Source organism: Acidiphilium sp. 34-64-41 (genome assembly GCF_002282635.1).
In the GTDB taxonomy this organism is placed as follows: domain Bacteria; phylum Pseudomonadota; class Alphaproteobacteria; order Acetobacterales; family Acetobacteraceae; genus Acidiphilium; species Acidiphilium rubrum.
The window spans coordinates 49,316-59,775 of sequence record NZ_NCJX01000021.1 but is presented as its reverse complement, the minus strand read 5'-3'; the positions used below and the strand labels follow the sequence as shown (position 1 = coordinate 59,775).

The 10,460-nt window shown below is 64.3% G+C and carries 16 protein-coding genes; 4 read left to right on the top strand and 12 right to left on the bottom strand.

Annotation, left to right across the window (positions count from 1 at the left end):
* Positions 1-94: 94 nt before the first annotated feature.
* The gene (locus B7X49_RS06685) at positions 95-685 is read right to left on the bottom strand and encodes a hypothetical protein (protein ID WP_286838703.1); all 591 of its coding nucleotides are present in this window, start codon (positions 683-685) and stop codon (positions 95-97) included.
* A gap of 131 nt (positions 686-816) precedes the next feature.
* On the opposite strand from B7X49_RS06685, the gene B7X49_RS06680 reads away from it, so the two are divergent.
* Positions 817-1,014, top strand: coding sequence for an EexN family lipoprotein (locus B7X49_RS06680; protein WP_286702474.1), 198 nt, complete (start codon positions 817-819; stop codon positions 1,012-1,014).
* Between the two features lie 2 nt (positions 1,015-1,016).
* On the opposite strand, the gene B7X49_RS06675 is transcribed toward B7X49_RS06680, so the two are convergent.
* Genes B7X49_RS06675 through B7X49_RS06630 form a run of 10 tightly spaced genes read right to left on the bottom strand, consistent with a single transcriptional unit; the run spans position 1,017 to position 7,825 of the window.
* Complete coding sequence (locus B7X49_RS06675) at positions 1,017-1,886, bottom strand: NAD(P)-dependent oxidoreductase (RefSeq protein ID WP_286702473.1); 870 nt, start codon at positions 1,884-1,886, stop codon at positions 1,017-1,019.
* A 2-nt stretch (positions 1,887-1,888) separates the two neighbouring features.
* Positions 1,889-2,398 carry an OsmC family protein gene (locus B7X49_RS06670; RefSeq protein WP_286702472.1) on the bottom strand — a complete coding sequence of 170 codons (510 nt, stop codon included), beginning with the start codon at positions 2,396-2,398 and terminating at the stop codon, positions 1,889-1,891.
* A 10-nt stretch (positions 2,399-2,408) separates the two neighbouring features.
* Entirely contained in the window at positions 2,409-2,543 is a 135-nt protein-coding gene (locus tag B7X49_RS06665) for a DUF1674 domain-containing protein (RefSeq protein ID WP_286702471.1), read from the bottom strand.
* Positions 2,540-3,292, bottom strand: coding sequence for a c-type cytochrome biogenesis protein CcmI (gene ccmI, locus B7X49_RS06660; RefSeq protein ID WP_286702470.1), 753 nt, complete (start codon positions 3,290-3,292; stop codon positions 2,540-2,542). Before ccmI ends, B7X49_RS06665 begins: the two co-directional genes overlap by 4 nt.
* Positions 3,289-3,753: a cytochrome c-type biogenesis protein gene (locus B7X49_RS06655; RefSeq protein ID WP_029312098.1), complete on the bottom strand. Its 465-nt coding sequence runs from the start codon at positions 3,751-3,753 to the stop codon at positions 3,289-3,291. Before B7X49_RS06655 ends, ccmI begins: the two co-directional genes overlap by 4 nt.
* Positions 3,750-4,310, bottom strand: coding sequence for a DsbE family thiol:disulfide interchange protein (locus B7X49_RS06650; RefSeq protein WP_286702469.1), 561 nt, complete (start codon positions 4,308-4,310; stop codon positions 3,750-3,752). The genes B7X49_RS06655 and B7X49_RS06650 overlap by 4 nt, the downstream gene beginning before the upstream one ends.
* A 7-nt stretch (positions 4,311-4,317) precedes the next feature.
* On the bottom strand, positions 4,318-6,291 hold the full coding sequence (locus B7X49_RS06645; protein ID WP_286702468.1) for a heme lyase CcmF/NrfE family subunit: 1,974 nt from the start codon (positions 6,289-6,291) through the stop codon (positions 4,318-4,320).
* A 33-nt stretch (positions 6,292-6,324) separates the two neighbouring features.
* Positions 6,325-6,846: a cytochrome c maturation protein CcmE gene (gene ccmE, locus B7X49_RS06640; RefSeq protein WP_051657370.1), complete on the bottom strand. Its 522-nt coding sequence runs from the start codon at positions 6,844-6,846 to the stop codon at positions 6,325-6,327.
* Positions 6,843-7,016 (bottom strand): heme exporter protein CcmD, encoded by a 174-nt coding sequence (gene ccmD / locus B7X49_RS06635; RefSeq protein WP_286702467.1) that lies wholly within the window; start codon positions 7,014-7,016, stop codon positions 6,843-6,845. Before ccmD ends, ccmE begins: the two co-directional genes overlap by 4 nt.
* The gene (locus B7X49_RS06630) at positions 7,013-7,825 is read right to left on the bottom strand and encodes a heme ABC transporter permease (protein ID WP_286702466.1); all 813 of its coding nucleotides are present in this window, start codon (positions 7,823-7,825) and stop codon (positions 7,013-7,015) included. Before B7X49_RS06630 ends, ccmD begins: the two co-directional genes overlap by 4 nt.
* 140 nt (positions 7,826-7,965) lie before the next feature.
* Between B7X49_RS06630 and B7X49_RS06625 the strand changes: the two genes are divergently transcribed.
* Complete coding sequence (locus tag B7X49_RS06625) at positions 7,966-8,259, top strand: YciI family protein (protein WP_286702465.1); 294 nt, start codon at positions 7,966-7,968, stop codon at positions 8,257-8,259.
* Positions 8,260-8,267: 8 nt separating this feature from the next.
* Positions 8,268-8,696: an EVE domain-containing protein gene (locus B7X49_RS06620; protein ID WP_286702464.1), complete on the top strand. Its 429-nt coding sequence runs from the start codon at positions 8,268-8,270 to the stop codon at positions 8,694-8,696.
* A 174-nt stretch (positions 8,697-8,870) separates the two neighbouring features.
* Here the strand turns inward: B7X49_RS06620 and B7X49_RS06615 are convergent, their stop codons facing one another.
* On the bottom strand, positions 8,871-9,650 hold the full coding sequence (locus B7X49_RS06615) for an alpha/beta fold hydrolase (protein ID WP_324503174.1): 780 nt from the start codon (positions 9,648-9,650) through the stop codon (positions 8,871-8,873).
* A gap of 217 nt (positions 9,651-9,867) precedes the next feature.
* On the opposite strand from B7X49_RS06615, the gene B7X49_RS06610 reads away from it, so the two are divergent.
* The gene (locus B7X49_RS06610) at positions 9,868-10,446 is read left to right on the top strand and encodes a class I SAM-dependent methyltransferase (RefSeq protein WP_286838694.1); all 579 of its coding nucleotides are present in this window, start codon (positions 9,868-9,870) and stop codon (positions 10,444-10,446) included.
* Positions 10,447-10,460: the final 14 nt, after the last annotated feature.

The window sequence follows — 10,460 nt, the reverse complement described above, 5'->3', positions numbered from 1 at the left end:
CTATGCCTGCGCCCTCATCACCGCCGCACGAGCTAACAATCTGCTACCCACCATCCCTGCCCGGATAGCGGTCTGACCCGGGGGGTGTGAACGGTTACGCACTCCCGGCCCGATCTGTGTTGCCTGCAATCGAGATCGGCGCAGGATGGTGCTGTTTGATCCTTCGAACACAATTACTCAAAGTACTTCGCGCAACCTGGCTCAGACTCGAAGAATCCGTCGAAAAAAACAGGAGCCAATAGTGCGCCGGTGGCGATGCGCATCCGCAAGATACGGGAGGCGGCCCGACCGACCCAAAATACAAATAGCCGTTTGCACCATCGGCAAGACGAAAATGAGCAATACCGGATTTTGCATCGTTATGCAGTCGATCCACGATGATAAACCCTGTCGTCCCGTCGCTACAGTGCAACGGAACGGTGATTTTCATCGGAACCGGATTGAAGTCATAGGGTCCAGCACAAGCGACGCGACGTGGCCCAGCACCGACCGGCGAAAGTACAAGATGAAGACCAATCCGGTCGCCGAAAATTGAACTTTCGAGGCGGCCAGTGCCGCCAACATAGCCGGATCGCGGCGACGCCGGATCGATGTGAACGACTTGGGACGCCGCGCAAGCCGACAAAAGGAAGGCGGCAAGAACAAAAATACCCCAACGTCGCAGAAACAAACGGACCATCAGCATTTCCGCAAATCAGAGGTCAACATTTAGCACGCCCTCACCGTCGCAAAACAAGATCAAACCGCGATGACCGCCCCTGTCGCCCGAATCGTAACGATTGCGCCGCTGCCACATGAAGTGTTACCGTTAGAACCATGAAACCGCTTGCTTTTATTCTGGCGTTGTTCACGAGTTTGATCCTGTCCGGCTGCGCCGACAGCACCACAACTTATTATCACAAGCATCCGCATCAATTGATGCGGGAAATCGTCAATTGTGAGAACAATGGCGGCGCGTTGGCCAACACGCCCCGCTGCCGCAAGGCGCTGGCGATCAACGCCCAATTGTTCTGATATTATTTCGACGCACCCAATCGCGCGATCAGCGACGAAGTATCCCACCGCCGCCCGCCCATCGCCTGCACATCGGCGTAGAATTGATCGACCAGCGCCGTCACCGGCAGGCGCGCACCGGTCTCCTTCGCCTGTTCCAGGCAGATGCCCAGATCCTTGCGCATCCAGTCCACCGCAAAGCCGAAGTCGAATGTGCCGGAAACCATGGTTTTCCAGCGGTTTTCCATCTGCCAGCTTTGCGCCGCACCCTTCGAAATCGCGCCGATCACCGCCTCGGGGTCGAGCCCCGCCGCCTGCGCGAAGGCGAGCCCTTCGGCCAGCCCCTGCACCGCGCCGGCGATGCAGATCTGATTGACCATTTTCGCCAACTGCCCGGCGCCGGCCGCGCCGATATGGCTGATATTGGCGCCATAGCACCCGATCACCGGCTTCGCGCGCGCGAAATCATCAGCACCGCCGCCGATCATCACGGTCAGCCGGCCGTTCTCCGCCCCGGCCTGACCGCCGGAAACCGGCGCATCCAGCACGCCGAATTTTCCGTCCGCCGCCGCCGCCAATTCCCGCGCCACGGTCGCCGAAGCGGTAGTGTGATCAACGAACAACGCCCCCGCCGCCATGCCCGCAAACGCGCCATCCGCCCCGATCGTGACGGAGCGCAGATCGTCATCGTTGCCGACGCAGGCAAACACGAACTCCTGCCCCTCGGCCGCCGCACGCGGCGTCGCCGCCGCCCGCCCACCGTGCTTGGCCACCCACGCCTCGGCCTTCGCCGCCGAGCGATTATACACCGTCACGTCATGCCCACCGGCGGCCAGATGCCCCGCCATCGGAAATCCCATCACGCCGAGGCCGATGAACGCCACTTGAGCCATGTCTAAATCCTAGAAGTTAAAGTTTCATGAATAGCCGCCGCATCCGCCCGCACAATGGACGGTTCGTGATGCACCGGAAGGTTGAGCGAGCGCGCGATGAAGCACATCGCATTGGCATCATGATGCAATCGAAGTGCCGCCGCCGCATCCGATGCCGCAGCGATCGTCACGCGCGGCCGCAGCGTCACGGCAGTAAACTGCCCCGCGCCGGACGCCTCCTCGGTCAAGATCGCTTCGGCATCGTCCTGATAATTCAGCACGACAACACCGGCCTCCGCGCACAGATGCAGATACCAGAGTTGATGACATGACGATATCGCCGCCAGCAGCAACAATTCCGGGTTCCACCGTGCCGGATCACCCCGAAACGCCGGGTCGGACGACAGCAACAGGTCAGGCCGCCCGGCAGCCCCCACCGCATGATCACGTCCGTAAGCGCGATAGGCGCTGGTGCCGGAACCAGCGTTACCGGTCCAGCGCAGGCGGGTGCGATACTGATGCGCCCGGCTCATCGACGAACGCTCAGAAATCCGTGCACCGCCCGTTGCGTTCCCAATCGCCGTACCGCGTCGGCTCGGGGCCTTTCGGGCCGCCGATCTCCTTGGGCATCGGCTTCGGTTCGGGTTTGGTCTCGGCCGGCTTCGTCGTTTCGGTCATGGTTTAGATGTGGCATCGCCCTGCGGCGCCGGCAAGGTCACCGCCGCCTCGCGCAGCCGCTGTTCGGCCAGCGAGCGCCACGGCGCATTCGCCGGCGCCTTGTCCAGCGCCTGATGAAACAGGGTCAGCGCCGTTGGCGTCACATGGCCGGCCGCCTCGGTTTCCGCCTCGGCGGTCTCCGCCGCCAGGGTCGCGTTGAACTTCAACCCCAACGCGACGGTCCACGCCTTCGCCGCCGCCGCCAGTTTGTTCTGGCTCACCAGCGCCTGGCCCAGCAGCAGATACCCCTGCCGCGCCTGCTCGGAATGCGGCGGAATCTGCGACAATTTCTGCTCCAGCTTCGCGATCAGCGCATCATCCTGCGCCCGCGCCGCCGATTGCGCGTGCAGCACCGCCGAATGCGGCTCCGATGGCACGAACGGCAAGCCGCCAGGCACGAACAGCGCAACCGCGGCAACCGGAATCGCCACCAGCGTCGCGATCAGCAGACCACGCGCCCGCCCATCCGCCGCCGGCTCGGGAATCGAATCCGCCACCAGCAGCCGGCGCTGCACCTCGAGCTTCGCACCCTGGAACTCGGCCTCCGGCAGCCGCCCATCCACCCGGTCGCGCTCGATTTCTTCGAGCTGCGACCGATGCAGCGCCACCGCCGTATCCCGCCGATACCGGATCGTGCCGCGCCGCAGCCACACAACCAACACCGGTGCCACCGCCACCAGCGACAGCACCGCCATCCATAGCCAGATCACGACAGCAATTCCTTCAGACGATCACGCTCGTCGGGCGAAAGCGGGGGTGCCCCCTGTTGTTTGCGCCGCCGCGCCAGCAGCAACACCAGCAGGCCCAACGCCAGCGCGATCACCGGCGAAAACCACAGCAGCCAGGTCAGCGGGATCAACGGCGGCTTCAGCAGCACAAAAATCCCATAGCGATGCACCATGAAATCGACGATCTGCTGGTTGGTCTCGCCCTTCACCACCCGCCGGCGGATGATGCCGCGAAACTGCTTGGCAAGCCCGGCCTGCGAATTCTCCACCGTCTCGTTCTGGCACACCAGGCACCGGAGCCGATCGCCGATCACCTCGGCCCGCTTTTCCTGCGGAATCGTCAGCACCACCCCGTCGCGCCGGATCGTGGTCGGTGTATCGGCCGCCGCAATCCCGAGCGCCAGACCCAGCCCGACCAGCGCCATGACCACCAGGCGCTTCATGTCAGCCGCTGCAATGCCGGCTTGAGCTGATCCTCGATGATCTCCGGAAACAGCGGCCCGGCGGTATGCCAGCGCACCTCGCCGCCCGGCGCGATCAGGAAACTCTCCGGCACGCCATAAACCCCCCAGTTGATCGCAACCCGCCCCTCGGCATCGCTCGCGAGCCGCCGGTACGGATCGCCGTTCTTCGCCAGATACAAATCGAGCGGCGCTGCCTTGTCCTGATAGGCAATGCCCCAGATATCCAGCCCCGATTTGGCGATCGCATCGAGATACGGCGCCTCTTCGACGCACGGCACACACCAGGAGGCGAAAAAATTCACCAGCAACGGCCGCTTCTGCGCCATGATCGCCGCCTGATCGAACCCGGCATGCCCGTCATGCCCCGGCAGCGCAAACTCGGGCACCTTGTGCCCGACCAGCGGATTGTTGAACGCCTGCGGATTATACGTCCCCCGGCCCATCCGCTCCAGCAGCGCGTAGGATGCCACGCCCCCCGCCGCCACCACGACGAGCGGCAGGCCGAACATCAGCCGTCGGGTCAGCATCGTGGCCATGACGCCGCTAGACCGTGGCCGAACCGGCCGGCTTGCGCAGCTTCGCCCGCGCCGGCGCCCCGATGCGGAACCGCCGGTCGCTCAACGAAATCGCCCCGCCCAGCGCCATGATGAACCCGCCCAACCAGATCTCGGGGGCGAACGGATGCACATTGAACCGGAACTCGCCGCCGCCGGAATTATCCTCGCCGGCAAACGTCGCGAACATGTTGCGCACGCCATTGGTGCGGATCGCCGCCGCCACGGTCTTGACCTTCTGCGCCGTGAAATAGCGCCGCTCGGGTTTCAGCACCATCACCAGCTTGCCATGCCGCGTCACGGTAATCGTCGCCTTGCGCGCGGTATAATTCGGCCCGGTGGCGGGCACGATCGAATCGAGCTTCCAGTTGAAACCGCCCAGTGCGACCGACTGGCCGGGATGCAGCACCGTCACGTCATGCACCCGCAAGGTCATCCCCGCGATGCCGAGCACCACCACCCCGAACCCGAAATGCCCGAGTGCCGCACCCACCGAAGCCCGCGGGATCGTGCCCAGCCGCGCGAACGATTGCCCAAGCGGCACGCGAAACAACCGCACCCGCTCACCGATATCGATCAACGCGCCGATCATCACCCACACCGCACCGGCCAGCCCAAGCGCGGCGATGAAATGGCGCTGGAACGCGTAATAGGCGAACACGATCAGCGCCGCGACGGCGGCGTACCACACCTTGACCAGCGCCGGCCCGATCGCGCCGCGCTTCCACGGCAGCATCGGCCCCACCGCCATCGCCAGGATCAGCGGTGCGACCATCGGCAACACCGCCTGGTCATAGAACGGCGCGCCCACCGAAATCTGCATCCCGAACGCCAGATCGACGAACGGCGGATACATCGTGCCGGTGAACACAACCGCCGCGATGATGCACAGGAACACATTGTTCAAAATCAGCGCGCCCTCGCGCGAAACCGGCGCGAACATCCCCGTCGCCGCCAGCACCGGCGCGCGGATCGCAAACAACAGCAACGACCCGCCGATGGTCAGCGCCAGCAGCACCAGAATGAACAGACCCTGATTAGGCGAAGCCGCAAAGGCATGCACCGAATTCAGCAGCCCCGACCGCACCAGGAAGGTGCCGCACAGGCTGAGCGAAAACGTCGCGATCGCGAGCAGCACGCTCCAGGTCTTCAGCGCCTCGCGCTTCTCGACCACGATCGCGGAATGCAGCAGCGCGGTGCCGGTCAGCCACGGCAGCAGGGCGACGTTCTCGACCGGGTCCCAGAACCAGAACCCGCCCCAGCCCAGCGTGTAGTACGACCAGAGCGACCCGAAACAAATCCCGCAGGTCAGGAAAATCCACGACACCAGCGTCCACGGCCGCACCCAGCGCCCCCAGGCGGCATCGACCCGCCCCTCGATCAACGCCGCCACCGCAAAGGCGAACGCGATCGAAAAGCCGACATAACCGGTGTAGAGAATAGGCGGATGCACCGCGAGCCCCGGGTCCTGCAAAATCGGGTTCACCCCCGCGCCATGCAGCGGTGGCGGCCAGATCCGGCGGAACGGGTCGGACACGGCGAGCGTGAACAGCAAAAACCCGCCCGAAACCAGCCCGAGCACGCCCAGCACGCGGGCGCGCAGGCTGGTCGGAATATTGTTGCCGAACACCCCCACCGTCGCGCCGCACAGCGACAATATCAGGCACCACAGCAGCATCGAGCCGTCATGATTGCCCCAGGTGCCGGTGATCCGGTAAAACAGCGGCGTCGTGCTCGATGAAAATTCGGCGACATTGCGCACCGTGAAATCCGACACCACGCCCGACCACACCAGCGCCGCAAACGCCAAGCCCAGCATGATGAACTGGCTGATCGCCAGCGCCGGTGCCGCCCGCAGCACCAGCCGGTCCCGCAGCATCGGCCCGAACAACCCGATCACCGCCTGCGCCGCGGCAATCGCCAGCGCGAGCGCGAGGACAAAATGACCCAGCGCGGGGATCATACGGCCAACCTGCGGGTCACTACGATCGATCGATCATCCATTGTTATCAGCCTCGATGGTGCGCGGTGATTTATCATCCCACGTCGCCGCATTGGGCGCCGGCCCGAATTTCGGGTTCCACTTGCCCGCCTTGCGCAACGCCTGCTCGACCGGTGCCGGCATATAGCTCGCGCCATGCTTCGCCAGCACGGTATCGGCCATGAACTCCCGATCGCCCTTGGCCATCGTCCCCACCGTCACCACCCCCTGCCCCTGGCGGAACAGCCCGGGCAGCACGCCGGTAAACACCACCGGGATCGAGGCCTGGCCATCGGTAATCCGGAACGTCGTGTACGGACGGCTATCGCGCGTGCCCATCACCACGGTATTGGCCTGCACCACCCCGCCCAGCCGGAATACCATGCCCGGCGCGGGATGCTTGGCGATCACCTCCTGCGGTGAGAGAAAAAACGACAGGCTGGACCGAAACGCGACCAGCATCAGCGCCGTCGCGCACGAAACCCCCGCGCCGCACGCCACCACCAGCCACAACCGGCGCGTCTTGCGACTCATCATGATTGTTCACCCTGCATCGCATCCCGCCCCCGCCGCCCGCGTGGCTCCACCGCAGCCAACCGCCGCCGCGCCGCGCGATAACGCAGCAGCGACGTCAGCGACAAAACCCCCAGAATCACGATCGTGGCCCCATAGCTGCCCAGCACATAGGGCATAACATGTTTTATCACGCCCCACCCCGCTCGGCCCGCGCCAGCAGCAGCGCGCGCGCCCGGTTCTCCATGATCCCGCTCGAAATCCGCCCCAGACACATCGCCGCAAACGCCAGATAAAACCCGACCGTGCAGATGATCAGCGGATACAGCATGGTCACATAAATCTTCGATGGCCCGGTTACCGAAATCGAATTGCCCTGATGCAGCGTGTTCCACCAGTAAACACTGAACACGATGATCGGCAGATTGACCGCACCCACCAGCCCGAGAATCGCCGCCGCCCGATAGCCATGCTGCGGATTATCGAACGCGCGGATCAGCGCCATATGCCCAAGATACAAAAACAATAAAATCAGAACCGAGGTCAGCCGCGCATCCCAAACCCAGTACGTGCCCCATTCAGGCCGCCCCCACAGCGAGCCGGAAATCAGGCAGAGCGCGGTAAATCCCGCACCCACCGGCCCGATCTCCTTGGCCGCGATATCCGCCAACGGATGCCGCCACACGATCGACAGCAGCGAACAGATCGCCAGCGCCGCATACCCGTTCATCGCCACCCAGGCGGCCGGGATGTGCACATACATAATCCGTGAAGCGATGCCCTGCTGCCAGTCCGCCGGCGCGTAGAAAAACCCCCACACCAGCCCGACCACGGTGGTCACGAACGCCACCATTGTCAGCCACGGCAAAATCGGTTGCACCAGGCGCTGGAACCGCCCGGGATTGGCAAAGCGATGCAGCCACGCCCCCGCTTTCGACTGCGGTGCACCGATCGCTCTGGCATCGATATCCCCGGTGTAATCCGGCATTCCTGTCCGTCCCATGCACAAGGTCTAATACGAAATCGACGCTTTGCCATCCCCTTTGCCGCGTTTGCGCCGGCCACGCCGATCACATCTTGGCGTTGTTATATATCATACAATCGTGGCAAACACGGCGCGACCGAAAATAAAAGGAGATCGCCATGCAATTCATCCTGATCGCCCACGACCGCGCCGATGGTCTGCCCATCCGCAAACAGACCAGGCCGGACCACATCGCCTACCTCACCGAAATCGCCGGCAACATCGTCTTCGGCGGTCCTCTGCTCGATGACGGCGGCAATCCCTGTGGCTCGACCATCATCTACGAAGTGCCCGACCGCGCGATGGCCGAAACCCTGGTCGCCAACGACCCCTATTCCCGCGCCGGCCTGTTCGATCGCGTCGAAATCCGCGCGTTCCGCACCGTCGTGCGCGACGGCGCCATCACACCCTGAGCCGCCCGATGCCCAACTACTGGCTGGTCAAATCAGAGCCCGACGCCTTCTCGTGGGACCAGCAGGTCGCCAACCGCATCGAGCCCTGGACCGGCGTGCGCAACCACATGGCGAAAAACAACCTCAAATCCATGCGGTTGGGCGATCTCGCGTTCTTCTACCACTCCAACATCGGCCGCGAGATCGTCGGCGTGGTCAAAATCGTGCGCGAAGCCTACCCCGACCCCAGCATGGAGCCCACCGCCAAACCCCAGGATTGGGTCGCCGTCGATATGCAGGCCCGCGCCCCGCTGCCCCACCCGGTCACCCTGGCCACCATCAAATCCGACCCCGCCCTCGCCGGCATCGCCCTGATCCGCCTGTCCCGCCTGTCGGTCTGCCCGATCAGCCCCGAACACTGGGCGCATATCTGCACACTGGGCGGCTACCGCGCCTGACCCAGCCAGCCGGCGAACGCCGCCTCGTCGCATCCACCACTCGCAAGCCGCACTACCCACTCAACCGCATTTGGCGCCGGCGCCGTGGCAGCCTTGCCATCAACAGGCAGGAACAACACGCAAGCTGCCCAGGCGGTGCGCACGATACCATGCCTTGGCTGGAATCGCGCGCACCTACCCCAAAAACCCCTCCAACGCCGCCACCACCGCCTGCGGCTTCTCGGCATGCAGCCAATGCCCGGTCTCCTCGATCGTCTCGATCACCGCCGCCGGAAAATATCGCCGAATCGCGCCATACGCCGACTCCGGCACATAAGACGACAGCGCCCCCCGCAAGAACAGCACACCCCCCGGATACGACCCCGACAACCCCTCAGGCCACGAAACCAGATCGCCCATGGCCCCGGCAATCTCATCCAGCCCCAACCGCCAGCGCGGCGCGGCACCCAACACCAGATTATGCAGCAGAAACCCCCGCAACGCCGGATCAGGGATCGCCCCCGCCAACGCCGCATCGGCCTGCTGCCGGGTCAAATCCGGCGATAACGCCAAGCCCCGCATCGAAGCGACAAACAAATCATGCTCATGTCCATACGCGACCGGCGCAATATCCAGCACCGCCAACCGCTCGACCAGCGCCGGATCCACCAAGGCCAGCATCATCGCGATCTTGCCGCCCATCGAATGCCCGACCACCCGCGCCCGCCCCACCCCCAGCGCCGCCATCGTCTCCGCCACATCCGCCGCCATCGTGGCATACCGCATGTCCGCGGCATGACCGCTCGCACCATGATTGCGCGCATCGAGCGCAATCACCCGGAACCGCCCCGCCAAACCGCGCGCGATCACACCCAGATTGCGGCCCGAACCGAACAGCCCGTGCAACAACACCACATCCGGGCCGGTGCCGGTGATGGTTGCCTGGAGGCGCATCAGCCGCGCGTCCAGCGGCAAGAAAGGCAAGCGAAAGACTTCTTTTTTGGAAAAAAGAAGCAAAAAACTTTTTGACTCGGGGGCATGGGCGGTTTCACCGGCAGGGGCCCCGATGAATAAAGTTTTTTTGCTTCTTTTTTTTCAAAAAAAGAAGTCTACCCCGATCCTTCCTCATCCTTAACCTCGCCTTAAAGTTGAATTCTCTTGAATCTAATCCCCACCAAGCTAGAGTCACCCCATGAACCCCGCAATGCAAGCCGACGACACCCGCCTCGCCCGCCTGATCACCCGCCAGGCTCAGAAGCGTCACCTCGCCGCCCTCTGGGCCGCAGCTGCCGGCATCGCCCCGGGCATGATCGTGCTCGACATCGGCGCCGGCTCCGGCGCGCTCTCGTTCGAATACGCTGCCCTGGTCGCCCCCGGCGGCCGGATCATCGCGATCGACCCCGATGCCGAATGCATCGCCCACATCAACGAACAAGCCACCAACCGCGCGCTGCCACTGCACGCCATCACCGGCACCGCCGAAGCCCTGCCGCCCCTCCCCGCACCGCCCGATCGCGTCATGCTGACCGACGCGCTGCACCACATGAACGACCCGACCACCGCCCTGCGCCGCCTGCACGCCATCATGCCGCCCCACGCCATCCTGTTCATCGCGGAATACGATCCCGCCGGCGCCGGTGCCATGGGTGCGAAACTGAGCCGCCGCACCGCCCCCGCCACCGTCACCGCGTTGCTCGCCGCCGCCGGCTTCACCATCCACGCCCAGACTGCGGCGCCCGACGAGCATTACACCATCACCGCCATCCCATGATCGCCCCACATGAT

Bases quoted from the DNA above. Each gene is read 5' to 3' on its own strand.
- B7X49_RS06685 (WP_286838703.1), bottom strand. From the start codon at position 685: ATGCTGATGGTCCGTTTGTTTCTGCGACGTTGGGGTATTTTTGTTCTT.
- B7X49_RS06680 (WP_286702474.1), top strand. From the start codon at position 817: ATGAAACCGCTTGCTTTTATTCTGGCGTTGTTCACGAGTTTGATCCTG.
- B7X49_RS06675 (WP_286702473.1), bottom strand. From the start codon at position 1,886: ATGGCTCAAGTGGCGTTCATCGGCCTCGGCGTGATGGGATTTCCGATG.
- B7X49_RS06670 (WP_286702472.1), bottom strand. From the start codon at position 2,398: ATGAGCCGGGCGCATCAGTATCGCACCCGCCTGCGCTGGACCGGTAAC.
- B7X49_RS06665 (WP_286702471.1), bottom strand. From the start codon at position 2,543: ATGACCGAAACGACGAAGCCGGCCGAGACCAAACCCGAACCGAAGCCG.
- B7X49_RS06655 (WP_029312098.1), bottom strand. From the start codon at position 3,753: ATGAAGCGCCTGGTGGTCATGGCGCTGGTCGGGCTGGGTCTGGCGCTC.
- B7X49_RS06650 (WP_286702469.1), bottom strand. From the start codon at position 4,310: ATGGCCACGATGCTGACCCGACGGCTGATGTTCGGCCTGCCGCTCGTC.
- B7X49_RS06645 (WP_286702468.1), bottom strand. From the start codon at position 6,291: ATGATCCCCGCGCTGGGTCATTTTGTCCTCGCGCTCGCGCTGGCGATT.
- ccmE (WP_051657370.1), bottom strand. From the start codon at position 6,846: ATGATGAGTCGCAAGACGCGCCGGTTGTGGCTGGTGGTGGCGTGCGGC.
- B7X49_RS06630 (WP_286702466.1), bottom strand. From the start codon at position 7,825: ATGGGACGGACAGGAATGCCGGATTACACCGGGGATATCGATGCCAGA.
- B7X49_RS06625 (WP_286702465.1), top strand. From the start codon at position 7,966: ATGCAATTCATCCTGATCGCCCACGACCGCGCCGATGGTCTGCCCATC.
- B7X49_RS06620 (WP_286702464.1), top strand. From the start codon at position 8,268: ATGCCCAACTACTGGCTGGTCAAATCAGAGCCCGACGCCTTCTCGTGG.
- B7X49_RS06610 (WP_286838694.1), top strand. From the start codon at position 9,868: ATGAACCCCGCAATGCAAGCCGACGACACCCGCCTCGCCCGCCTGATC.